The following is a 21,946-nucleotide window of genomic DNA, read 5'->3' on the forward strand; positions in this document are numbered from 1 at the left end:
GCAAGAAAAAGCTCAGGAAGCTTTCCGGATCCCGACCATCCGGGCCCGGGCGCGGGGGTCGCTGTCGAAGAGCGCGGCGAGCTGTTCGGTCATGGCGCCCGCCAGCTGGTCGACATCGGTGATGGTGACCGCACGGTTGTAGTAACGTGTCACATCATGGCCGATGCCAATGGCCAGCAGTTCGACCTGCTTGCGCTTTTCCACCATGGCGATCACGTCGCGCAGGTGTTTTTCAAGGAAATTCGCCGGGTTCACCGACAGGGTCGAATCGTCCACCGGGGCGCCGTCGGAGATGACCATGAGGATCTTGCGGGCCTCGCGGCGGCCCAGCATCCGGCGATGCGCCCATTCCAGCGCCTCGCCGTCGATGTTTTCCTTGAGCAGACCTTCCTTCATCATCAGGCCGAGGTTCTCGCGGGCGCGGCGCCAGGGGGCGTCGGCGCTTTTGTAGACGATGTGGCGCAGGTCGTTCAGGCGGCCGGGCTGTTGCGGGCGGCCATCGTTGAGCCAGGCCTCACGCGCCTGACCGCCCTTCCAGGCGCGGGTGGTGAAGCCCAGGATCTCCACCTTGACGGAGCAGCGTTCCAGCGTGCGGGCCAGAACATCGGCGCAGATCGCGGCGATGGAGATCGGGCGGCCGCGCATCGACCCGGAATTGTCTAGGAGCAGTGTCACCACGGTATCGCGGAACTCCATATCCTTCTCGACCTTGAAGCTGAGCGGGGTGGTCGGGTTGGCGACGACGCGGGCGAGGCGGCCGGCATCGAGCACGCCCTCTTCCTTGTCGAATTCCCAGGAGCGGTTCTGTTGGGCCTGAAGGCGTCGTTGCAGCTTGTTGGCAAGGCGGCCCACGGCGCCCTTCAGCGGCTCCAGCTGCTGGTCGAGATAGGCGCGCAGGCGTTCAAGCTCGACCGGTTCGGCCAGATCCTCAGCCGCGACCTCTTCGTCATAGTCGGAGGAATAGACGACGTAATTCGGATCCGCCTCCGAGGGTGGCGGGGGTGGGGGCGGCTCTAGGGGCGCCTCGCCCTCGGGCATCTCCGCCTCTTCGCCCATCTCCTCCTCGGCCATGTCGTCCATCGACACGCTGGCCTCCGACGGGTCCTGCTGGTCGTCCTGCGACTGTTCGGGCGAGGCCTCTGCCTGTTCCTCCTCATCGGACTCGCCGGTGCTGTCGGGCTGGTCCTCTTCTTCCTGACCGTCTTCTTCCGCCTGCTGGTCCTCGTCGTCGGAGCCGTCCGGGTCGTCGCCCAGCTGGTCGCCATAGCCCAGATCCTCGATGATCTGGCGGGCGAAACGGGCGAATTCCTTCTGGTCGGACAGCTTGTCCGACATCGACTCGAGCCGGCCACCGGCCTGGTTCTCGATAAACCCGCGCCAGAGCTCCATCACGTTCTGGGCACCTGCAGGAAGATCGCGGCCCGTCGCCAGATGGCGGACGAGGTAACCTGCGGCAGCCGACAGCGGCGCATCGGCGGCCTGCGTCACGCCCTCATAGCCCAGCCGCCGCGCCTCCGCGCCGATCTTGGCGTCGATATTGCCGGCGGTGCCGGGCATGTCGCGGGCGCCCATCGCCTCACAGCGGGCGGTTTCCATCGCCTCGTAAAGGTCGCGCGCCATCTGACCGGCAGGGGCGTATTTCGCATGGGTCGAGGCATCGTGATAGCGACGGTGCATCGCCAGCGCATCGGCGGTGCCGCGTGCCAGCAGCACCTCATCCTTGGTCATCCGCCGGGAAACCTGCGGCAGGCGCATATTGTCGCCCGAGGTGCCCGAGGGATCGACCGAATAGGAGACGTTCAGTTCCGGGTCATTGGCCATGACCTTGGTGGCCTCGGCCAGGGCCTTTTTGAACGGATCGGCTGGGTTGTCGCTCTGCTTGCTCATGGGAGAGGTAAAGCACTCCGCGCGGGTCTCGGCAAGGTGCTGATGACCGGGGGCGGGGCTGCCCAGCCCGCTCATGGTGACAGGGCGTGCGGATTTTTCATAGACAGAGGGTCGGATGAATAGGGTCATCGGTCAAGTCCGGCGACGGCGGGGGTGGGGACAGGGCGACAGAGGGGCATGGCTGGGACTCCCGGTTTTGGTTCTGGTTATCGCCCCGGGCAGCGGGGCGCGGTCTGGTCCTGACGTTGTTGTGCCCCGGCAAGGTTAATGAGGTGTTACCCGACCGGGCGCAGGCTGTTGCGCCCCGGACCGGTTGCAGGCCGGCGGGTGCAAGGGCGCGCACAGGCTTTCAGCACCACCTGCGCGGCGATGCACAGCCCGTGTGCGGCGGCAGGCGTTTTCTGCACATGCGAAACAGACGATATCGGGATGACGAATTCAGGACACATCCAACAGGAGAGACATATGTCCACGAAACCCCGCATCGCCCTTATCGTTGGCTCTACCCGTGACAGCCGCTGGGCCGACACCCCTGTTCAGTGGATGCTGGAGCAGGCCAAGGCCCGCACCGACATGGAGGTCGAGCTGGTCGATCTGAAAGATTTTGACCTGCCGCTCTTCAACGAGCCCGCCTCCAACATGTGGATGCCGTCTTCTGACCCCAAGGCCGTGGCCTGGCAGAAGAAGATCGGCGAATTCGACGGATTCATCTTTGCCGTCGCCGAATATAACCATTCGATCACGGGCGCGCTGAAGAACGCGCTGGATCAGGCCTATAACGAATGGGTCCGCAAGCCGATGACGGCGATTGCCTATGGCTCCATGGGGGCAACCCGGGCGCTGGAGCATCTGCGCATGATCGCGGTGGAGCTGCAGATGGTGCCGGTGCGCGGTGCGGTCCATATCGGCGGTGCGGATTTCTTTGCCGTGCACCCGATGGGTGGCGGCAAGCCTCTCTCCGATATCGAGGCCAATATCGCCCCCGCTGCCAAAGGCGCGCTGGACGATCTGGTCTGGTGGGCCAATGCCACCAAAACCGCCCGCGACGCGTCGGCCTGATCTTCGGATCACCTGAGCGAATAGGCAAAAGCCCCGGCGGATGCGCCGGGGCTTTTGTTATCTCGGGCGCCGCGCCGGGAAAGTCGCGATCATACCGCACGCGCGCGCTGACATGGCCGGGCCCGGATTGGCCGGTCAGAGCTCTCAGGCTGCTGGCATGGGCGGTCGTGACGGGCGTTGACGGCAGGCGCTTCCGAGATCAGTCGTCTTCCCGCATCGAGACGTCGCCGAACATATCCGCGGTCGAGCCATCGACATAGCTGACCGTGCCGGTCACATCGCCGGAGATCAGCTCTGCATCGTCGCCGAGGAAGGTGCCGGTGGTCGTGCCCTCCAGCGTGGCGACCACCCCGTCTTGGACATAGGAGCCGTTCACATCGGCGGAGAAGGTGTTATCCGTGATGACGCCGTCTTCGACCTTGAAATTCCCGGTCAGGGAATTGCCGCTGGTGTCATGAAAATCGTAAAAGTCGCCTTCGATTTCGCCGGCACCAAAATCCGCGGCCAGCGCCGCATCGGCCAGAAAATCCATATCCGCGACAGAGCTGGCGGCAGACCCGACTTTGAACCCGGCCACGCCTTCATAATAGGCCGTTCCGCTGGTCGGCATGTCCAGAGTGGGCGAAGCAGCGGCCAGATCGGTCAGAATTTCGTCCCGTTCCTCATCCAGCGACGCAAAGGTCACGTCTTCTTCGGAACTGGACCCGCAGGCGGCCAGACCTGCCACAAGAAACAGGCCGGAAAAAAGCTTGGCGGTAGAAAGAACGGTCATGACTTTAAGTCCTGTTGTCTTGGGGGCGCGGTGCGTCCCCCACATGCTTAATGCAGTGGCCAGACGAGTCAACGTCCGCCGCATATCGCGATCAGGCGGCGGAGGAGGCGGCGCTTTCCGGCAGTTCCTCGTCAAAGCAGCGCTGGTAGAATTCGGCCACGGTCTGCCGCTCCAGCTCATCGCATTTATTGAGGAAAGTCAGGCGGAAGGCATAGCCGATATTGCGGAAGATCTCCGCGTTCTGGGCCCAGGTGATGACGGTCCGCGGCGACATGACGGTCGAGAGATCGCCGTTCATGAAGGCGGTCCGGGTCAGATCGGCCAGGCGCACCATCTGGTTCACCTGCTTGCGGCCCTTCTCATTATTATAGTGCGGCGCCTTGGCCAGAACGATCGCGGCCTCCGCATCATGGCTGAGGTAGTTCAGCGTCGCGACCAGCGACCAGCGGTCCATCTGGGCCTGGTTGATCTGCTGGGTGCCGTGATAGAGGCCGGTCGTATCGCCCAGACCCACCGTGTTCGACGTGGCAAACAGGCGGAAATACTTGTTCGGCGTGATGACCTCGTTCTGGTCGAGCAGCGTCAGCTTGCCGTCGGTTTCCAGCACGCGCTGGATCACGAACATCACATCCGCGCGACCGGCATCATATTCGTCAAAGACGATGGCGGTGGGGTTGCGCAGCGCCCAGGGCAGAATCCCCTCGTGGAATTCGGTGACCTGCTTGCCGTCCTTCAGTTTGATCGCATCCTTCCCGATCAGGTCGATCCGGGAGATATGGCTGTCGAGGTTCACCCGCACACAGGGCCAGTTCAGCCGCGCCGCAACCTGTTCGATATGGGTCGATTTGCCCGTGCCGTGATAGCCCTGCACCATGACGCGGCGGTTATGGGAAAACCCTGCAAGGATCGCCAGAGTCGTATCGGGGTCGAACTTGTAGGTGCTGTCCGTTTCGGGCACGCGGTCGGTCACAGACTCGAAGCCCCTCACGATCATGTCCGTGTCGATACCGAACACCTCGCGCACCGAAATATCCTCTGTCGGTTTAGCGTTGATATCGGTCATACCCTCGGCCATGGTCTGAATGTCCTTTCTGATTGCCGGACTTGAGGCCGGCCCGCCCCGCAACATATCGAAGACGCGGGGGAGGAAAAGGATAAAATTGGCTTCTCCCGTCGGCCCGGCGGGGCCGGGGCTGGGCTGAAGGGACGGAATGGCAACACGCGACGACATCGAGGCGCTGATCGACAGAACCGCGCGGCAGGACCGCGCGGCCTTTGCTGACCTTTATCGTCACACCTCTGCGAAACTCTTCGGGGTCTGCCTGCGTATCTTGAAATCGGAAGCAGAGACCGAAGAGGCCATACAAGAGATATACATAAAGATCTGGCGCAATGCCGATCGATACAGGGCCGGTGGCTTTTCTCCGATGACCTGGCTGATCACGATCGCGCGCAACCACGCAATCGACCGGCTCCGGTCGCGCCGCGCCTCCGGGTCCGGACTTGACGAGGCAGAGGAGATCGTATCCGAAGCCCCGGGACCAGAGGCGCTGGCCATGGCCACGTCGGACCGCGCGCGGATCGTCGCCTGCTTTGAAACCCTGCCACCGGATCGGGCGGAAGCGGTACGCCGTGCCTATCTGGAAGGCGAAACCTATGCGGAGCTGGCGGCACGCTTTGCCGTCCCACTGAACACCATGCGAACCTGGCTGCGCCGCAGCCTGGCCAAATTGAAGGAATGCCTGTCGGAATGAGCGAGGCGCAAGACATACCCGAGGACGACGACCGTATACTTGCGGCCGAATACGTTCTGGGACTGTTGCCGCCCGATCTGGCGCGCGGCTTCGAGGCGCGGCTGGACGGCGACGCAATTCTGCGCGCCCGGGTCGCCGAATGGGCGGAGGATTTTGCGTCATTGACCGATCCGATCGCAGAGGTTCCGCCCCCTGCCGGGCTCTGGCCCCGGATCGAGGCGGCCCTGGCCCCTCCCAAACGCCGGCGGATCGGCGGCATCGGCTTCTTTGGCTACGCCCTGGGCGGCGCTGCGGCGGCGGCTTTGGCCTGGGTTGTGCTGAGCTCGGGCCTTCTGCAGCCGGCCGCCCCGGAATTCCAGGCCCGCATTGCTGCGCTGGACGAAAGCTATGTCTTTTCAGCGGCTTATGACGTCGACAGCGCAACGCTGGAAATTCAGAAACGCAGCGGCGTCGCCCAGGAGGGGCGGTCGCTTGAATTCTGGCTGATCGTGCCCGATCAGGCGCCGGTCTCGGTTCTGGTCTGGCCGGACAACGCGACCCAGCGTGAAACCGTCATGCTGCCGGTCGATCTGGCGGCAAGATTGCCGGGCGCCGTTCTGGCCATTTCCGACGAACCCGCCGGCGGCTCGCCAACCGGAACCCCGACGGGGACCGTGCTCGCCACAGGCGAAGTGAGCGAAATTTGACCCAAATCTTAATTAAACGGTCATTGACGGCAGTTTAATGTAGCATCACGAACATCAAGCCTATATCCGCTTGGGTACGGAGGCGACTCCCACAAAAACGAAAATGCAGTGTAAGACTAAATTCATGACCTTTCCCCGATTTACCCGCCGGACAAGCGTAATGCTTATTCTTTTGGTCACCGGGACATTCTCATTTGCAGCGCATGCCATGGCAGATCTGAACACGGATCGCAGCGATGAGGGGCTGGAAGTTATTCTGGCGACCGCGGTTAAATAAGCCTGAATTTCCGAACGGTTCCGCCACGTTGAACCGCCTTTGACCCGCTGGTTCCCTGGCCCTGATCGGCCATCAATCGCTGGCCGTCACCCCCCCCAAAGAACATCTGAACGACAGGGCACAGATTTTCTGTGCCTGGCTGGTCCTGGCATACGGACAGGGCAGGCCCTTTGCCCGCGACGTCCCGCGCCACGATGCGCGGGACGTCGCGGGCTTAGCTCACTTGAAGTTGCGGCTGTCCTTTATCTGGTCCCAGGCCCAGACCACCAGCTGCAGCTGTTCTTCCTGGCTGCGGTCGCCGCCATTCATATCCGGGTGCAGCACCTTGATCAGCGCCTTGTAGGCCTTGCGGACCTCGGCCTTGGTCCAGTGGTCCTTGGCCTCAAGTATCTCGATCGCGCGCCGCTCCGTGGAGGGCAGGCGGCGGGTAGAGGCGCCATTGGTGCTTTTGCCCGGATTGCGGGTCGCATTGGCGCCCAGCACCTGATGCGGGTCGTCGATGCCCAGACGGGCCCAGGCGCGCGCCTCCGGGTCGCCCATCGGCTTGGTTTCCCGTTCCCAGACCTTGTCCTTGGACTGCTGGGCGGTCATCTCCGCCTCGGTCGTGCCGTCGAAGAAATTCCACTTGAGGTTATATTCGCGCACATGCTGCTGGCAGAACCAGTAATAGTCGTCCAGCACATCCGGCGCCTTGGGCGCGCGGTACTTGCCCGCCTCTTCGCAGCCGGGGTGTTCGCAGACCTTCTGGGAGGTATCCGAGGCACCCGACATGCCGCGGCGGCCCCGGTTGGTCTTCTTCTTGGCGGAGGAAACCGACATGTCGAATCCGAAGGGGTCTGATTTGGGCATGGGTTCTCCTTTCCGAGTCAGGCGGTGCAGTTTAGACTGACTTTCGCGATATTGAAGAGGCGAGGTGGTAAAAAATGTCTGTGTCGGCAGAGATCCGTACCCGGTTGGAAGCCCGGTTCGATCCCAGTTTTCTGGAGGTGATCGACGATAGCGAGTCGCATCGCGGCCATGCGGGGTATCAGGACGGCGGCGAAAGCCATTTTATCGTCCGCATGAAGGCGGCCACCCTGGGCGACATGTCCCGCATCGCCCGTCACCGGGCGGTTCACAGCGCGATTGGTCCGGAGCTGATCGGGCGCATCCATGCGCTGGCGCTGGAGCTGTCGGACTGATCCGAAGGCCGCGCCTCAGTCGGCGGCAGGAGAGGATCCGTTCCGCCGGCTGCCGGCACTGCCGTTGGGCAGGAAGTCTCGGGCGATCTCGGTCATATCGGCACCCTGCGGGTCGTCTTCCGTATAATCCTCCGGATCGTCTTCGGCATAGATCGTGTCGTTCCAGTCGGCCGGCCCGGCGCCATCGCGGAGCGGGTTGAAGGCCGTAGCGCCGGGCTGTGCCTCATCCTCTGTCGTGTCGGTCTGCAGCGGGGCTCCGGCCTCGGCCGCGTCCGGAGGGATGTCCGGCATGGCCGGGTCGGGACCGTCCGGTGCGGTGTCGTCCTGGCCGGGCGACGCCACCCCGTTCTGCGCCTCTCCGGCAGAGAAGAGCCGGTTCGCCCTGCGTCGCAACAGATCGGTCAGGCTGTGAGAGGCGGGGCGGATCGCGTTGGCGGGGGATGCCGCATCCTCGGGCGTCTGTGCCTCTCCCGCCGTCGTCTCCTCGGGGGCGGGCAACAGGGCGGTCTGGTCGGTCTCTCCCAAAACGCGGGGCGCAAAATCCGACAGCCCGCCCGGCTTCTGCCGCCGGAAAATCAGCATGCTGCGATAGACGGTCTGCGACTGCGTCAGCCCGCTCCGTTCCTCCGAGGGCAGCGTTTCCGCGCGCAGGAATTCCCAGCCGTCCGCGGCCATACTGTTCATCACGGTTTCAAGGGTCAGCGCGAACCTGCTGTCTGCAGTGCGTGCGGCCCTGGCCCGGGTCCCCTTGGTCGGCGCCGGTACCACCTTGTATTCGTACCAGTTCATTCCACACCCAATGGATCAGCGTCATCTGGGACCGTTATGACCAAAATTTCCGACCCGTCCCAGAAAAACCACATTTCACGGCCAAAAATCGAACAATAACAGGGCCCCCGGGGGCACTGTTCACCATTTCCTGAGAATGCGCCCGGCCCGGACCCGACGGATCATTTCCGCAGCTTCATCGGCAGGCCGACCCAATCCGGCACCGGCAGCTTGGAATGCGCCGCCAGCGTCGCGTCGAGTTTTGCCTTGATCGCCTCGGGATAGGGTGCGACACGCGGCCCGCTCTGGTCGATATGCAGCGAGATCCCTTCACCGGTCGCACTGATCCAGCCATCTTCATGGATCAGCTCCTGACAGAAGTGATAGGCCTTTGGCCCCACGTCGAGCAGCCGGAAACTGGCCCGTACCGTCGATCCCAGATGCAGCTCCTGCAGGTAGCGGATACGGAATTCGGCCGAATAGGTCGTATGAGTGCCCTGAGAGGTATAGTCCCACCCCAGGCCAAATTCCTTGCAGGCCTCATCCACGCCGGTATCAAAAAGCACGCCGTAATAGGCCATGTTCAGATGCCCGTTCTGGTCGATCCAGTCGGGATTGATCTGCATCGGCGGGGACAGGAAAATATCGGTCAAGCTCTTACTCCCAGGGGCGCGCCGACCCAGTCGGGCAGCGGCAGGTTTCTATGCTCCGCCTCCATGGCGCGCAGGGCGGCCATCTGTTCGGGCGGGTAGGGGGCCACACGGCGGGCGGTGGCATCCACGTTCAGGTTCAGCGTCTCGGATGTGGCAGAGACCCATCCGTCGGTATGGATCAGCTCCTGCAGGAAATGGAAGCTCTTGGGCCCCACCTTCACGATCTGGAAACTGGCGCGCACCCGGTCGCCCAGCATGATCTCCCGCAGGTAGCGGATCCGAAAATCGGCGGTCATCGAGGTATAGGGCGTCTCCGCCCGGTATCTGTCGCCGAGGCCCAGGGCATCGAAGGCAAAGCTGCAGCCGAAATCGAAGAGCACGCCGTAAAAGGCCATGTTCAGATGGCCGTTGAAATCGATCCAGTCGGGCCGAAGCTCCATCGGTTCCGACATGAGCCGCCCATCCACCATTTCCCCCTTAAGCCGGAGGCGCTTCTGCATGGTTGACGGATCGGACATTCAGGGCTCCGGGTGGTTCCGGTCCCTTTGGTAATTTTCTTTCGTCCTGGGGTAAAGGGCGGGGTAAAGGGCGGGGCGCCCGATCTCAGCCCTTGCGGTTGCGCAGCTCGGCACGGGCCTCGGCTACCTGCCGTGCGGAGATGCCGGCGATGGCCAGCGTCATCAGGGACAGCAGAAGAACGGAAACGGTCATGTCAGCCGGTCACTCCGCCGGATGGCGGGCAAGCTCCGCATCCAGACGCCGCCCGGCAATCCGGAAATAGAGCGCCCCGCAGAGCGCGACAGCCAGAGCGGCAAGTGGAAACAGGTCGACATAGGTCATCAGGGTACCTTCCTCATCCTGCCCATAACATAGTGCGCGCACAGATGCATTACAATGCCCGCCGCCGCCCAGACCCAGCCCAGGCTCTCAGGAATGGCCTTCTCCTCGATAACCGGGCGCAACACGGAAAACCCGATCATCCCGATCCCGATCGTGTTGAGGAAGCCCGCAAAGAGCTTCACCCTCTCGTTCCAGATCGTCAGCCGGTCCTTCGCCATACGCCGGTCAGAGCCCCAGCTTCTCCGTCACCATCTGGTTCACGGCCGCCGGATTGGCCTTGCCGCCGGTGGCCTTCATGACCTGACCGACGAACCAGCCCGCGAGCTTGGGGTTCTGCTTGGCCTTTTCGACCTGCGCCGGGTTGGCGGCGATCACCTCGTCAACGGCGGCCTCGATGGCGCCGGTATCGGTGACCTGCTTCATGCCTTCTGTCTCGACAATCTCCGCCGGATCACGGTCGGAGGTATAGGCGATCTCAAAGACATCCTTGGCGATCTTGCCGGAGATATCGCCCTTCTTGATCAGCGCCACGATCTGGCCCAGCCGTGCCGGGCTGATCGGGCTCTCGCCGATCTCTTTGTCGTCCTTCTTCAGACGCCCGAAAAGCTCGTTGATGACCCAGTTGGCCGCGCCCTTGCCGTCGTCGCAGGCGGCGACAACGGCTTCAAAGAAATCCGCATTCTCCGTCTCCGCCGTCAGCACGGAGGCATCGTAGTCCGACAGGCCCAGCCCGGTGATGAACCGCGCCTTCTTGGCATCCGGCAGCTCGGGCAGGGAGGCGGCGATATCATCCACCCAGCCCTGTTCGATTTCCAGCGGCAGCAGGTCGGGATCGGGGAAGTAGCGGTAATCATGCGCCTCTTCCTTCGACCGCATCGACCGCGTCTCGTTCTTCTCCGCATCGTAAAGCCGCGTCTCCTGCACGACCTCGCCGCCCGCCTCGACAATCGCGATCTGGCGGCGCGCCTCATAGTCGATGGCAGCCTGGATAAAGCGCATGGAGTTCATGTTCTTGATCTCGCAGCGCGTGCCCAGATGCGAGAAATCCTGCGTTTCCTGGTATTTCTCATACTGGCCCTGACGGCAGACCGAGACGTTGACGTCCGCGCGCAGGTTGCCGTTCTGCATATTGCCGTCGCAGGTGCCCAGATACCGCAGGATCTGGCGCAGCTTAGTCACATAGGCGGCGGCCTCTTCCGGCCCGCGGATATCGGGGCGCGACACGATCTCCATCAGCGCCACGCCGGTCCGGTTCAGATCGACAAAGGACATCGCCGGATCCATGTCATGGATCGACTTGCCGGCATCCTGTTCCAGATGGATCCGTTCGATCCGCACCAGCCGCGCCACGCCTTCGCCCATCTCCACCAGCACCTCGCCCTCACCGACGATCGGGTGATAGAGCTGGGAGATCTGATAGCCCTGCGGCAGGTCGGGATAGAAATAGTTCTTGCGGTCAAAGGCCGACAGCAGATTGATCTGCGCCTTCAGCCCCAGACCCGTCCGCACCGCCTGCGCCACGCAGAATTCGTTGATGACGGGCAGCATGCCCGGCATGGCGGCATCCACAAAGGCCACATGCGAATTGGGCTCCGCCCCGAACCCGGTGGAGGCGCCGGAAAACAGCTTCGACTGCGACGACACCTGGGCATGGATCTCCATCCCGATCACCAGTTCCCAGTCATGCTTCGCCCCGGCAATTACCTTGGGCTTCGGCGCCTCATAAGTCAGGTCGAGCATCCCGTTCCCTCGCATCTGGTCCACCTGCGCCTTCTAGACAAGCCCGGGGCAGGGGGCAAGGCCCGCCCGCGGCGCGGCGCCCCGGCTTCTTTGGTCCTGAAATATCCTGGGGGGCGCTGGCGGACGCATCGCGTCGGTCAGCGGGGGGCAACGCCCCCCCTCGCGATCCGTCAGGATCGCAAAACATCGCATGATCCGAAGGATCGCTATCTGGAAACAGGCTCGGGCTCAGCGCCGGCGGGCATTCTGTCCCGGCCCGTCCGGAAACAGCGTCAGAACGGTCTGCCGCGCCTGTGCCGTCGCCGCCGCGACACGGCCGCGTTGCAGCGGGGCCGGCTGCGCCGCGCCGGGCATGATATCCACCCGGGCCCAGACCTGCGGATGCAGTTCCGTCAGATGATCGTCGATCAGCCGCGGGAGGGTCGCATGAATACGGGCCCGCGCCTGCGTGGCCGCATCGGGCAGATCTGCCGGGGCATTATCCGGGATCATCCCGTCGACATAGGCGACGATCAGATTGGCCAGATGCGGCGAGGGGCGGCGCGTCAGAATGTCGTTCAGCCCGGCAATAAACCGGCCACAGTCCAGGAATTCCGCCGCCTGCGGGTCCAGCCGCAGCGCGTCGAACCAGGTCCAGGCATAGGCGCCGTCGCCACTCAGCACAGAGTGGCTCTGCGCCATATCGTTGGCCGCGGCCTCCAGCCGGTCGTAACTTCCGTACCACCGGGGCAGCAGATGCACGCCGTAGATCCGCAACCGGCCCGGATTATTGGGCGCGAGCGCAATCGCTCGCATGTGCAGATCATCAATCGTCACGGATGTCCCGGCGCCTGCTGCGGCAAGATCACAGAAGGCGCCGGCCAGCTCCGGGCTGGACGGAGCATCCGTTTCGGCAGCCGCCAGAAGCTCTGCCGCACGTTCGAACCGCTCAAGAAACGCCCGGCCCGGCTGCGCGGGCCGGCCCAGCGGATCGATCTGTCCCTGATAGGCCCAGCCGGTCTCCATATGGGCGCGGGCCACGATCAGCGCCACGGCCCAGTGGTCCGAACACTCCTCCAGCACCTCGTCGAGCGACTCGAGACCGAAGGGGAGGCCGGTTTCGCCTTCCGAGATGACCGCCCGGGCATGCATGGTCGCATCCGCCCTGGCGCCCGATCCCAGCACCGAAGTCATCGTCACCCCCGCCGGAGAGACCCGCCGCGTCCTGTCCGCATCCGCAAATTCCACCGCCAGCAGGTCCCAGCGTTCCTGTCGCGCCAGTTTCTGCCCGCGCAGGAAGGCCTCGTTCCGGACCCGGTCGATCCCGCTTTCCTCCAGCGTCTTGAGGTTCAGCGTTGGCCGGCTGTCGAGGTTATCCGCCCGTTTCGTCGCGATACTCACCTGGGTTCGGTACATGCTCGGATGCATGGCGACATTGGTGATCGTATGGGGCGGGCGCGCGGACATGGAAAGCTCCTCTTAAATCTGGCCCCCTTCTGGGCGCGCTTTCGGGCTGAAAAAGGGCCGGGGCGGGGTGAATGCACGAAATTGGCGTGACCAAGCGCCCCGGTTGCCGCGTCAGCGCCGCGGATCGGCGGTGCTTTGCCGGGAATGCAGCAAAACCGGGGCAGAACCCGAGAGAGCGGCCCGGCTTCGCCATGATTGCCGCATTTGCCAAGACTTCCAATTCAGCCCGGATGCGCTATGACTGTTTCATGACAGCAAGCGTGATCCGGGCCTTCTCAGTTCATTTTCTGACCGCCACCGGGGCGGTTTTTGCCATGCTGGCCCTGCTGGCGGCCGTGGATGAACGCTGGGGCAATATGTTCCTGTGGCTGGTCGTGGCCTTTGCGGTTGATGGAATCGACGGTCCGCTGGCGCGGAAATACGACGTCCGCACCCATGCGCCGCATATCGACGGGGCGCTTCTGGACCTCATCATCGACTATCTGACCTATGTCTTCATCCCGGCCTATGCGCTCTTCCAGTCCGATATCCTGCCGGGCATCTGGGCCTGGATCGCGCTTTTCGGGATCACGTTTTCGAGCGGTCTCTATTTCTCCGGCAGCTGGATGAAGACCGCAGACTATAGCTTTCAGGGCTTCCCGGCCTGCTGGAACATGTTTGTCCTGGTGATCTTTGCCGCCACCCCGCCGCCGGGCGTGGTGGTGCCGGTGATCGCGGTTCTGGCCGTGGCCATGTTCATGCCTTTGAAATTCATCCACCCCACGCGGACAAAGCGCTGGCGGCCGGTGTCGCTGGCGGTGGCGCTGGTCTGGACGGTGCTGGCGGCCTATGCGGCGATCACGCATTTCCAGCCGGTTGCAGCGGCGCAGATCGGTCTGGTGGTGACCAGCCTCTACCTGCTGGGCGCGGGCATTGCGCAGCAGCTGACGGAAGACACGCCGCTGCGGTGAGCCGCCACGCGTCTTGTGGGAGGCGGAGAAAGGGGGAGCCTCAGCGCCCGCCTGCCACGTCGACCAGCGTCCGCGTCACATAGCCCGCCTTGTCCGACAGCAGCCAGAGGATCGTCTCCGCCACCTCCTCTGCCGTGCCGACCCGGCCCAGGGGCACGCCAGAGGCCAGCCGGTCCGCGCGGTCGGGATCGCCACCCTTGGCGTGGATCTCCGTCCCGATCAGGCCGGGACGGACGGCGTTCACGCGGATGCCCTCCGGCGCCAGCTCATCCGCCAGCCCCAGCGTAAATGTGTCGATCGCCCCCTTGGAGGCCGCGTAATCCATGAACTGGTTGGCCGAGCCCAGCCGGGCCGCAGCGGAGGACACATTGACGATGGCCCCGCCCCGGTTCTGCCGCCGCATCAGCGCCACCGCCTGCTGGGCCACCAGAATGGCGCCGATCACATTGACCGCGAACATCCGCTGCAACCGCTCCGGCGTCAGATCGGCAAGGCTCGCCTTCTGATCGACGATGCCGGCGTTATTCACCAGATGCAGCGGCAGTTTCGGATCCGCCGCTTCTGACGCGTCGAGCCCCATCTGACGGATCGCCGCCGGATCACCGACGTCGGCCTGCAGCAGCGTGACCTCCGCCCCGCGCGTCCGGGCCACATCCGCCACTTCCTGCACCCCGGCCTCGTTCCGTCCGTAATGCAGCAGCAGATGCGTCTCCGGGCTGGCGCCCAGCCGGGCGCAGGCCGCCCCGATGCCGGAGCTGGCCCCGGTGATAAAGAGTGTGCGTTTCATCATCCCCTCCATGTCTTTACGGTTCAGGCGTCCAGAATACGCCCCACCATCTCCCCGGTATCGCGGGAAAGGCCGGGCAGGGCGGCGATCCGCTCCAGCTGTTCCTTCATCATGCCCTGCCGGTCCGCATCATAGCGCCGCCAGGTCTGGAAGGCAGAACACATCCGGGCGGTGGTCTGCGGGTTCTTTGGGTCAAGCCTGATCAGCCAGTCCGCCAGCACCTGATATCCCTTGCCGGAGGCATGGTGGAACCCGGCCTGGTTCATCGCCAGCGCGCCCATCACCGCGCGGAAGCGGTTGGGGTTGGTCATGGTGAAATCGGGCCGTTCGGTCAGCGCCTGCGCCACATCGGCCGCCGCCTCCGGCCGGGCCGCGCCGACCTGAATGGCGAACCACTTGTCCATGACAAGGCGCTCATCGGCCCATTGATCGGCAAACTGCGCCAGCTCCAGCGACCCCAGATCGCTGGCCAGCAGCGCCCCGAGCGCGCCCAGCTGCTGGGTCATATTGGTGGCCGCCGCATATTGCGCCTTCGCGGCCTCGCCCCCGTCCAGCCGGGTCAGCAGCGACAGGACCGAATTGCCAAGCGCCCGCTTGCCCGACTGTTCGGCATCCGGCACATAGGGCGCCAGCACCGTCATATCGGCATAGAGCGGCGCGAGGTCCGGCGACAGCGCCTCTGCAATAGCCATGCGCATCGCCTCCCGCGCCTCCCAGATGGCCTGCGGATCGGGGGTCTGGCCCTCATCCGCGATGGTCTGGGCGAGGTCATCCTCCGACGGCAGCGCCAGCGACAGCGCCCGAAAGGCCGGGTCCAGATCCCGATCCGTCACCACGGCGCGCAGCGCGTCGAGATACCCCTGATCGGGCGATTGCGCCCCCTGCACCAGCGCCATGACAACGGACTTTGCCAGCATCCGCCCCGCTTCCCAGCGGGCATAGGGGTCGGTGTCATGGGCCAGCAGGAAGGCGCGCTCCTCGTTCGTCGTCTCCCGCTCCAGCACGATAGGGGCGGAGAAGCCCCGCAGGGGGGAGGCGACGGGCCGCGCCTTCATGCGCGGGAAGCGGAAGACCTGTGCGCTTTCGGTCAACTCCAGCAGCGTGGTCGGCAGGATCTCCTTGCCCTCCTGATCCAAAAGGCCGAGCGCAAAGGGGATCACCTGCGGCTTTTTCTTCGTCTGGCCGGGCGTGTCGGGCAGGCTCTGACGCAGGGTGACGGAGAAGGTCTCCCCATCCCAGTCCTCGGTCATCGACACGCGGGGCGTGCCGGCCTGGGAATACCACAGCTTGAACTGCGTCAGGTCGCGGCCGGTGGTATCCTCGAACACCTTCAGCCAGTCCTCAATCGTGCAGGCCTGCCCGTCATGGCGGGTGAAATAGAGATCGAGCGCCTTGTAATAGGCCTCATCGCCGACGAGGCGCTTGAGCATGCCGATCACCTCCGCCCCCTTTTCATAGACGGTGGCGGTGTAGAAGTTGTTGATCTCCTTGAAGCTCTCGGGGCGGACGGGATGCGCCAGCGGGCCGCCATCCTCCCGGAACTGGCGGCCCCGCAGGTCCAGCACGTCAGAGATGCGCTTGACCGGTTCGGACCGCATATCGGCGGTGAACTGGCTGTCGCGATAGACGGTCAGCCCTTCCTTCAGGCAGAGCTGGAACCAGTCGCGGCAGGTGATCCGGTTGCCGGTCCAGTTGTGGAAATACTCATGCGCGATGATCGCTTCGATCCGCTCGAAATTGCTGTCGGTCGCGGTTTCGGGGCTGGCCAGCACGGCGGAGGAGTTGAAGATGTTCAGCCCCTTGTTCTCCATCGCGCCCATGTTGAAATCGTCCACGGCGACGATGTTGAAGATGTCGAGGTCGTATTCGCGGCCATAGACCTCCTCGTCCCATTTCATGGACTTCTTCAGCGCCTCCATGGCGAAGTCGCATTTGTCCTCGTCGCCCTTGCGGACCCAGACGTTCAGCTCCACCTCCCGGCCCGACCGGGTGGTGAACTGGCCGGGCAGGTTCAACAGCTCCCCCGCGACCAGCGCAAAGAGATAGGCAGGCTTGGGCCAGGGGTCGTGCCATTCGGCAAAGCCCGGCCCGGATTTCACCTTGTTGCCATTGGACAGCAGCACCGGCAGGTCGCTTTCGATCCGCACGGTGAAGGTCGACATCACATCGGGCCGGTCGGGGTAATAGGTGATCTTGCGGAAGCCCTGCGCCTCGCATTGCGTGGAATACATGCCATTGGACATGTAGAGCCCCTCGAGCGCGGTATTCGTCTCCGGGCTGATTTCCACCTCCGCCTCCCAGGTGAAGGCCTGATCTGGCACATCACAGGTCAGGCCTTCTGCGGTGATCTCCGGCGTGACGGGGGTGCCGTCGATCCGCGCCTCGATCAGCGTGATCTCCTCGCCATGCAGGAAAAATGTCCGGTCTTCGGTCGCGGGGTTCGGGGCAAACCGGATCGTCGACAGCACGCGCGTCGCCCGGGGCGAGAGGCGGAAGGTCAGCCGGACCTCCTCCACCAGCCAGGCGGGCGGGGTGTAGTCCTTGAGGTAGATCGTCTGATCGCCCGTCGCCTGTGCTGCATCCGTCATGGTGGTGCCTCCTGATATCTGTTGGATCCAGTTGTTCCAGCCGGGCGGGGGGGATGCAAGGGGCGGCGACGGATGCAGGCAGGGGAAGGCGCGTCAGGTTCAAATGGGTGATCACCGGGCAGGGCAGGTGGCCGCCGCGGGAGGTCTCAGCGGGCGGTCTAATTAGATGCAGGAAATCCCGCGACGCATCACGCGCGCAGCGCCGGTCATGGTTGTTGATTGAACCCGCAGCCCCTTTGCCGCGTTAGCCCTGCAACGCACATCAAAGGAGACCGACCATGTCAGCCCCCGACACCAACCTCGACCGACAGGCCCGCCAGCACCGCTTCCCGCTCTGGGGCATTATCGCAGCGCTCGTTTTCGGCGCCGCAATGGGCGCGGCCATCACCTTTACCGCAACCGATGCCTCCGGCCCGTCCGGCGCCGACATGCAGATCGACGGGCGCACAGGAGAGGTGGAGGCGAACTGAGCCCCGCCCTTGCCCGTTTTGCAGGCGAGAGGGTCCGACTCTGCGCCTGCGCACACCTTCTCTAGGTTTCAAGCTGTCCGATTGGTGTATATTTTGTGACAGGAGCAACCCAGAGAGGCGACACATGTCCCGCCCGCGTATCGGCATCATCACCAACCTTCACATCGTCAATGACAGCTACCGCACCCATGCGGGCGGCGTGATGAACTCCGAAGCGGTGGCCGAGGTCTCCGGCGGCATGCCCCTGCTGATCCCGGCGGACCCGCGCATGATCTCCGTCGATGACCTGCTGGACACCTGCGACGGCTTCGTGCTGACCGGCGGCCGTCCGAACGTCCACCCCGAGGAATATGGCGAGGACGAGACGGAGGCGCATGGCACGTTCGATCGTGCCCGCGACGCCATTACCCTGCCGCTGGTCCGGGCCTGCGTCGAACGCGGCCAGCCGGTCTTTGGCATCTGCCGGGGATTTCAGGAGGTGGCGGTTGCCATGGGCTCCTGCCTGCATCCGGAAATTCGCGACCTGCCGGGCCGGATGAACCACCGCATGCCGCCCGAAGGCACGATCGAAGAGAAATTCGCCCTGCGCCACAAGGTGACCTTTACCGAAAACGGCCCCTTTCACCGGCTGATGGGCGCGCAGGAGGTCATGACCAATACGCTGCACGGCCAGGGTGTGATCCGCGCCGGGGAGCGGTTCATCATCGACGGCCTGGCCCCGGACGGCACGGCAGAGGCCGCCTATGTGAAGGACGCGCCGGGTTTCACCATGTCGGTGCAGTGGCATCCAGAATATCACGCCGGGATGGACCCGGTCTCCCGCCCGCTGTTCGAGGCCTTTGGCGAAGCCGCCGCCGCCTGGCGCGCGCACCGCGAACCGATGCCGCTGGCGAAAACGGCCTGAGCTTCGGGGCCGGTTCATGCGGCGATGGGTGCATAGCACCCATCCTACGGACCGCGGTGTAGGATGGGTGATCTCACCCATCCCGGCGCAACTTCTGTCACACCTGCCCGCCGCCAATGGCAATCTCGGACCCGTTGACGCTTTCACAGAGCGGATTGCAGAGCCAGACCGCCGCCGCCGCGACCTCTTCCGGCAGGATCAGCTTCTTGTGGCGGTTGAGGTTGACCATCATGTCGCGCGCCTCCTGCTCCGACACGCCCGCCCGCTGGGAGATCGAGTCGGTGTTGCGCGTCACGATGGGCGTATCGACATAGCCCGGGCAGATGGAGTTGAACGTATAGGGCTCCTGCAGGAAATCCTCGGCAAAGCTGCGCATCATCCCGATGACACCATGTTTGGAGGCCGCATAGGCTCCGGCCCCCGCCGACCCGCGCAGCCCCGCGATCGACGACACGGCGATGCAGCGGCCCCAGTCGGTGGTCATCATCGACTTCAGGCTTTCGCGGACCGTGTAGAAACAGCCGTCCAAATTGGTCGTCATGATCTTGCGCCAGAAGTCGGAGGAGGTCTTGTGCAGCTTCTTGCCCTCCGCGATCCCGGCATTGGCGACGCAGATCTGGATGGGCCCGCGCGCCTCCACGGCGGCGGCCGTCACGTCGATGATCTGGTTTTCGTCGGTCACATCCATGACGGCGGGGAACATGCCCGGCTCTGCCACCTCTTTCAGAACCTCCATCCGGCGCCCGGTGATCGTGACCTGCGCACCCTGCGCCACCAGCGCCCGCGCTATGGCCAGCCCGATTCCCGTGCCACCCCCGGTGACGATCGCGTGTTTTCCATCCAGCATGATGCCGCTCCTCCCTCATTGCGGAAAATCATTCCGCAGAACCATATCCACTGCCCGCCGGAGCGCAAGCACAGGACGAATTCCATACGTGTGCGACGGGATCTCAGCTTTCGGGTTGAGTGCAGCCCGCGCGCTACATACTGTCATCGCGATGATGCCGGAGCGTACACATGCCCCTGATGAAATGGCTGGACATGCCGCCTGTCTGGCTGGCCGCAGCTGTGCTGCTGGCCTGGGCACAGGCGCATTCCCTGCCCATGGGCCTGCATTTCGGCGGTGCCTGGGCGGATTTCCTGGGCGGTCTGCTGGTGGGCGCGGGGTTTATACTGCTCGCGCTCGCCATCACCGAAATGCGCCGCAAACGCACCACGGTTATCCCGCATATGGAGGCGGCAAGCCTTGTCACTACCGGGATTTTCTCCCGCTCGCGCAACCCGATCTACCTGGGCGATGCGCTGATCCTGCTGGGGCTGATCCTCTACTGGGATGCGGTTCTTTCGCTGCCTTTGCTGCCGATCTTCGTATGGCTGATAGAAAAGCGGTTCATCATCCCCGAAGAGGATGCGCTGCGCCGGAAATTCCGTGCAGATTTCGCAAGATACTGTCAGAAGACACGCCGATGGGTTTGACTCTGCGCCGCAGAACAGGCAAATCATGCGGGACGGCCGCGCAATAATGTTGCGCACCATTATATGAAACGGACGGATTATTCCGCGCCACTTAACGACGAAGCTCGCAAGGGAGAGTGACACGGTGAAAATCGGAACACCAAAGGAAGTGTTCGAGGGTGAGAACAGGGTTGCGATGACGCCGGATTCGGCGGCGCAGCTCCAGAAGCTCGGCCACGACTGCTATATCGAAAGCGGGGCAGGTGCCGCCGCGGGTTTTGCCGACAAGCTCTATGAGGACGCAGGCGTCACGGTTGTGAAAACCGCCGCCGCGCTCTGGAAAGAGGTCGACATCATCGCCAAGGTCCGCCAGCCCACCGAGACGGAGCTGAAGCGGCTGGATGACACCAAGACGCTGATCTCCTTCTTCAATCCTGCCGGCAACGAGACCGGGATGGAGCTGGCGAAATCCAAGGGTGCCACCGTCATCGCGATGGAAATGGTCCCGCGTATCTCCCGCGCGCAGAAGATGGACGCGCTGTCGTCGATGGCCAATATCGCGGGCTACCGCGCGGTGATCGAGGCCGGCAACAACTTCGGCCGCTTCTTCACCGGCCAGATTACGGCGGCGGGCAAGGTGCCCCCGGCCAAGGTTCTGGTCGTCGGCGCCGGTGTGGCAGGCCTTGCCGCCATCGGCACCTCGACCTCGCTGGGCGCGATCACCTACGCCTTTGACGTGCGCCCCGAAGTGGCAGAGCAGGTCGAATCCATGGGCGCGGAATTCGTCTACCTCGATTTCGAGGAAGAACAGGCGGATGGTGCGGCCACGGGCGGCTATGCGGCTGTCTCCTCTCCGGAGTTCCGCGAGGCGCAGCTGGCCAAGTTCCGTGAACTGGCACCCGATGTCGACGTGGTCATCACCACCGCGCTGATCCCCAACCGTGAGGCGCCCAAGCTCTGGCTGGCCGACATGGTTGCGGCGATGAAGCCCGGATCGGTCATCGTCGACCTCGCCGCCGAACGTGGCGGCAACGTCGAAGGCACCGTGATGGACGAGAAGGTCGTGACCGACAATGGCGTCACGATCATCGGCTATACCGACTTCCCCTCGCGCATGGCCACGCAGTCCTCGTCGCTCTACGCGACGAACATCCGTCACATGATGACGGATCTGACGCCCGAGAAGGACGGCGCCGTCAACCACAACATGGAAGACGACGTGATCCGCGGCGCCACGGTCACCCATAAGGGCGAGATCACCTGGCCGCCCCCGCCGCCAAAGGTTGCCGCCATCGCGGCCCAGAAGCCCAAGGAAAAGGCCAAGGAACTGACGGCGGAAGAAAAGCGCGCCGCCGAAACGGCAGCCTTCAAGGCGCAGACCAAATCCCAGGTCACGATGCTGGCCGTGGGGGCTGTGATCCTGCTGGCCATTGGCCTCGTCGCGCCGGCCAGCTTCATGCAGCACTTCATCGTGTTCGTGCTGTCAGTCTTCATCGGCTTCCAGGTGATCTGGAACGTGGCGCATTCTCTGCACACGCCGCTGATGGCTGTCACCAACGCCATCTCCTCGATCATCATCCTGGGGGCGCTGATGCAGATCGGTACGAGCTCCTTCATCGTGATCCTGCTTGCCGCGCTTTCGGTCTTCATGGCCGGGATCAACATCTTCGGCGGCTTCCTCGTGACACGGCGCATGCTCGCCATGTTCCAGAAATCTTAAGGGGAGGCG

At 63.9% G+C, this 21,946-nt stretch carries 22 protein-coding genes; 9 read left to right on the top strand and 13 right to left on the bottom strand.

The window, feature by feature from the left end:
• Positions 1 to 12 precede the first annotated feature (12 nt).
• A complete protein-coding gene (gene cobT, locus ACRARG_RS16740; RefSeq protein WP_432691387.1) occupies positions 13 to 1,887 on the bottom strand; it encodes a cobaltochelatase subunit CobT in 1,875 nt (624 codons plus the stop codon).
• Between the two features lie 465 nt (positions 1,888 to 2,352).
• Between cobT and ACRARG_RS16745 the strand changes: the two genes are divergently transcribed.
• Positions 2,353 to 2,946, top strand: coding sequence for an NADPH-dependent FMN reductase (locus tag ACRARG_RS16745; RefSeq protein ID WP_432691227.1), 594 nt, complete (start codon positions 2,353 to 2,355; stop codon positions 2,944 to 2,946).
• Between the two features lie 199 nt (positions 2,947 to 3,145).
• Here ACRARG_RS16745 and ACRARG_RS16750 read toward each other — a convergent pair whose 3' ends face one another.
• Both ACRARG_RS16750 and cobS read right to left on the bottom strand, forming a co-directional pair.
• Positions 3,146 to 3,718: a transferrin-binding protein-like solute binding protein gene (locus tag ACRARG_RS16750; protein WP_432691229.1), complete on the bottom strand. Its 573-nt coding sequence runs from the start codon at positions 3,716 to 3,718 to the stop codon at positions 3,146 to 3,148.
• 91 nt (positions 3,719 to 3,809) lie between these two features.
• Positions 3,810 to 4,793, bottom strand: a complete 984-nt coding sequence (gene cobS, locus ACRARG_RS16755) for a cobaltochelatase subunit CobS (protein ID WP_432691231.1) — start codon at positions 4,791 to 4,793, stop codon at positions 3,810 to 3,812.
• 136 nt (positions 4,794 to 4,929) lie between these two features.
• Here cobS and ACRARG_RS16760 point away from each other — a divergent pair, with 136 nt between their 5' ends.
• Together ACRARG_RS16760 and ACRARG_RS16765 are read left to right on the top strand one after the other, a co-directional pair.
• Entirely contained in the window at positions 4,930 to 5,472 is a 543-nt protein-coding gene (locus ACRARG_RS16760; protein WP_432691233.1) for a sigma-70 family RNA polymerase sigma factor, read from the top strand.
• Positions 5,469 to 6,158, top strand: coding sequence for an anti-sigma factor (locus ACRARG_RS16765; protein ID WP_432691235.1), 690 nt, complete (start codon positions 5,469 to 5,471; stop codon positions 6,156 to 6,158). Before ACRARG_RS16760 ends, ACRARG_RS16765 begins: the two co-directional genes overlap by 4 nt.
• Before the next feature lie 496 nt (positions 6,159 to 6,654).
• Here ACRARG_RS16765 and ACRARG_RS16770 read toward each other — a convergent pair whose 3' ends face one another.
• Positions 6,655 to 7,284 carry a J domain-containing protein gene (locus tag ACRARG_RS16770; RefSeq protein WP_432691237.1) on the bottom strand — a complete coding sequence of 210 codons (630 nt, stop codon included), beginning with the start codon at positions 7,282 to 7,284 and terminating at the stop codon, positions 6,655 to 6,657.
• A 74-nt stretch (positions 7,285 to 7,358) separates the two neighbouring features.
• Between ACRARG_RS16770 and ACRARG_RS16775 the strand changes: the two genes are divergently transcribed.
• Positions 7,359 to 7,616 carry a BolA family protein gene (locus ACRARG_RS16775; protein WP_432691239.1) on the top strand — a complete coding sequence of 86 codons (258 nt, stop codon included), beginning with the start codon at positions 7,359 to 7,361 and terminating at the stop codon, positions 7,614 to 7,616.
• Positions 7,617 to 7,631: 15 nt separating this feature from the next.
• Here the strand turns inward: ACRARG_RS16775 and ACRARG_RS16780 are convergent, their stop codons facing one another.
• The 6 genes from ACRARG_RS16780 to ACRARG_RS16805 form a co-directional block, all read right to left on the bottom strand.
• Positions 7,632 to 8,405 (bottom strand): DUF4177 domain-containing protein, encoded by a 774-nt coding sequence (locus ACRARG_RS16780; RefSeq protein ID WP_432691241.1) that lies wholly within the window; start codon positions 8,403 to 8,405, stop codon positions 7,632 to 7,634.
• 161 nt (positions 8,406 to 8,566) lie between these two features.
• Positions 8,567 to 9,037: a thioesterase family protein gene (locus ACRARG_RS16785; RefSeq protein WP_432691243.1), complete on the bottom strand. Its 471-nt coding sequence runs from the start codon at positions 9,035 to 9,037 to the stop codon at positions 8,567 to 8,569.
• Complete coding sequence (locus ACRARG_RS16790) at positions 9,034 to 9,555, bottom strand: thioesterase family protein (RefSeq protein ID WP_432691245.1); 522 nt, start codon at positions 9,553 to 9,555, stop codon at positions 9,034 to 9,036. Before ACRARG_RS16790 ends, ACRARG_RS16785 begins: the two co-directional genes overlap by 4 nt.
• A 321-nt stretch (positions 9,556 to 9,876) precedes the next feature.
• Positions 9,877 to 10,095: a hypothetical protein gene (locus tag ACRARG_RS16795; protein WP_432691247.1), complete on the bottom strand. Its 219-nt coding sequence runs from the start codon at positions 10,093 to 10,095 to the stop codon at positions 9,877 to 9,879.
• A gap of 7 nt (positions 10,096 to 10,102) precedes the next feature.
• Positions 10,103 to 11,617 carry an Asp-tRNA(Asn)/Glu-tRNA(Gln) amidotransferase subunit GatB gene (gene gatB, locus ACRARG_RS16800; RefSeq protein WP_432691388.1) on the bottom strand — a complete coding sequence of 505 codons (1,515 nt, stop codon included), beginning with the start codon at positions 11,615 to 11,617 and terminating at the stop codon, positions 10,103 to 10,105.
• 228 nt (positions 11,618 to 11,845) lie between these two features.
• Complete coding sequence (locus tag ACRARG_RS16805; protein WP_432691249.1) at positions 11,846 to 13,063, bottom strand: hypothetical protein; 1,218 nt, start codon at positions 13,061 to 13,063, stop codon at positions 11,846 to 11,848.
• 230 nt (positions 13,064 to 13,293) lie between these two features.
• On the opposite strand from ACRARG_RS16805, the gene ACRARG_RS16810 reads away from it, so the two are divergent.
• Positions 13,294 to 14,013, top strand: coding sequence for a CDP-alcohol phosphatidyltransferase family protein (locus tag ACRARG_RS16810; RefSeq protein WP_432691251.1), 720 nt, complete (start codon positions 13,294 to 13,296; stop codon positions 14,011 to 14,013).
• 40 nt (positions 14,014 to 14,053) lie between these two features.
• Here ACRARG_RS16810 and ACRARG_RS16815 read toward each other — a convergent pair whose 3' ends face one another.
• Both ACRARG_RS16815 and pepN read right to left on the bottom strand, forming a co-directional pair.
• Complete coding sequence (locus ACRARG_RS16815; protein WP_432691253.1) at positions 14,054 to 14,800, bottom strand: SDR family oxidoreductase; 747 nt, start codon at positions 14,798 to 14,800, stop codon at positions 14,054 to 14,056.
• A 23-nt stretch (positions 14,801 to 14,823) separates the two neighbouring features.
• A complete protein-coding gene (pepN, locus tag ACRARG_RS16820; RefSeq protein ID WP_432691255.1) occupies positions 14,824 to 17,388 on the bottom strand; it encodes an aminopeptidase N in 2,565 nt (854 codons plus the stop codon).
• A 278-nt stretch (positions 17,389 to 17,666) separates the two neighbouring features.
• On the opposite strand from pepN, the gene ACRARG_RS16825 reads away from it, so the two are divergent.
• Both ACRARG_RS16825 and ACRARG_RS16830 read left to right on the top strand, forming a co-directional pair.
• On the top strand, positions 17,667 to 17,858 hold the full coding sequence (locus ACRARG_RS16825; RefSeq protein ID WP_432691257.1) for a hypothetical protein: 192 nt from the start codon (positions 17,667 to 17,669) through the stop codon (positions 17,856 to 17,858).
• 124 nt (positions 17,859 to 17,982) lie between these two features.
• Entirely contained in the window at positions 17,983 to 18,762 is a 780-nt protein-coding gene (locus ACRARG_RS16830; RefSeq protein ID WP_432691259.1) for a gamma-glutamyl-gamma-aminobutyrate hydrolase family protein, read from the top strand.
• Positions 18,763 to 18,859: 97 nt separating this feature from the next.
• Here the strand turns inward: ACRARG_RS16830 and ACRARG_RS16835 are convergent, their stop codons facing one another.
• On the bottom strand, positions 18,860 to 19,612 hold the full coding sequence (locus ACRARG_RS16835) for an SDR family NAD(P)-dependent oxidoreductase (protein WP_432691389.1): 753 nt from the start codon (positions 19,610 to 19,612) through the stop codon (positions 18,860 to 18,862).
• A gap of 176 nt (positions 19,613 to 19,788) precedes the next feature.
• Here ACRARG_RS16835 and ACRARG_RS16840 point away from each other — a divergent pair, with 176 nt between their 5' ends.
• Together ACRARG_RS16840 and ACRARG_RS16845 are read left to right on the top strand one after the other, a co-directional pair.
• A complete protein-coding gene (locus ACRARG_RS16840; protein ID WP_432691390.1) occupies positions 19,789 to 20,238 on the top strand; it encodes a methyltransferase family protein in 450 nt (149 codons plus the stop codon).
• A 124-nt stretch (positions 20,239 to 20,362) separates the two neighbouring features.
• Positions 20,363 to 21,937 (top strand): Re/Si-specific NAD(P)(+) transhydrogenase subunit alpha, encoded by a 1,575-nt coding sequence (locus ACRARG_RS16845; RefSeq protein WP_432691261.1) that lies wholly within the window; start codon positions 20,363 to 20,365, stop codon positions 21,935 to 21,937.
• The last annotated feature ends 9 nt before the right edge of the window (positions 21,938 to 21,946 follow it).

Origin of the sequence: Pseudooceanicola profundi, from assembly GCF_050897955.1 — a bacterium.
Lineage (GTDB): Bacteria > Pseudomonadota > Alphaproteobacteria > Rhodobacterales > Rhodobacteraceae > Pseudooceanicola.

Bases quoted from the DNA above. Each gene is read 5' to 3' on its own strand.
- ACRARG_RS16770 (WP_432691237.1), bottom strand. From the start codon at position 7,284: ATGCCCAAATCAGACCCCTTCGGATTCGACATGTCGGTTTCCTCCGCC.
- ACRARG_RS16790 (WP_432691245.1), bottom strand. From the start codon at position 9,555: ATGTCCGATCCGTCAACCATGCAGAAGCGCCTCCGGCTTAAGGGGGAA.
- ACRARG_RS16795 (WP_432691247.1), bottom strand. From the start codon at position 10,095: ATGGCGAAGGACCGGCTGACGATCTGGAACGAGAGGGTGAAGCTCTTT.
- gatB (WP_432691388.1), bottom strand. From the start codon at position 11,617: ATGCTCGACCTGACTTATGAGGCGCCGAAGCCCAAGGTAATTGCCGGG.
- pepN (WP_432691255.1), bottom strand. From the start codon at position 17,388: ATGACGGATGCAGCACAGGCGACGGGCGATCAGACGATCTACCTCAAG.
- ACRARG_RS16760 (WP_432691233.1), top strand. From the start codon at position 4,930: ATGGCAACACGCGACGACATCGAGGCGCTGATCGACAGAACCGCGCGG.
- ACRARG_RS16830 (WP_432691259.1), top strand. From the start codon at position 17,983: ATGTCCCGCCCGCGTATCGGCATCATCACCAACCTTCACATCGTCAAT.
- ACRARG_RS16775 (WP_432691239.1), top strand. From the start codon at position 7,359: ATGTCTGTGTCGGCAGAGATCCGTACCCGGTTGGAAGCCCGGTTCGAT.
- ACRARG_RS16825 (WP_432691257.1), top strand. From the start codon at position 17,667: ATGTCAGCCCCCGACACCAACCTCGACCGACAGGCCCGCCAGCACCGC.
- ACRARG_RS16805 (WP_432691249.1), bottom strand. From the start codon at position 13,063: ATGTCCGCGCGCCCGCCCCATACGATCACCAATGTCGCCATGCATCCG.
- ACRARG_RS16840 (WP_432691390.1), top strand. From the start codon at position 19,789: ATGAAATGGCTGGACATGCCGCCTGTCTGGCTGGCCGCAGCTGTGCTG.
- ACRARG_RS16780 (WP_432691241.1), bottom strand. From the start codon at position 8,405: ATGAACTGGTACGAATACAAGGTGGTACCGGCGCCGACCAAGGGGACC.
- cobT (WP_432691387.1), bottom strand. From the start codon at position 1,887: ATGAGCAAGCAGAGCGACAACCCAGCCGATCCGTTCAAAAAGGCCCTG.
- cobS (WP_432691231.1), bottom strand. From the start codon at position 4,793: ATGGCCGAGGGTATGACCGATATCAACGCTAAACCGACAGAGGATATT.
- ACRARG_RS16765 (WP_432691235.1), top strand. From the start codon at position 5,469: ATGAGCGAGGCGCAAGACATACCCGAGGACGACGACCGTATACTTGCG.
- ACRARG_RS16750 (WP_432691229.1), bottom strand. From the start codon at position 3,718: ATGACCGTTCTTTCTACCGCCAAGCTTTTTTCCGGCCTGTTTCTTGTG.
- ACRARG_RS16810 (WP_432691251.1), top strand. From the start codon at position 13,294: ATGCGCTATGACTGTTTCATGACAGCAAGCGTGATCCGGGCCTTCTCA.
- ACRARG_RS16815 (WP_432691253.1), bottom strand. From the start codon at position 14,800: ATGAAACGCACACTCTTTATCACCGGGGCCAGCTCCGGCATCGGGGCG.
- ACRARG_RS16745 (WP_432691227.1), top strand. From the start codon at position 2,353: ATGTCCACGAAACCCCGCATCGCCCTTATCGTTGGCTCTACCCGTGAC.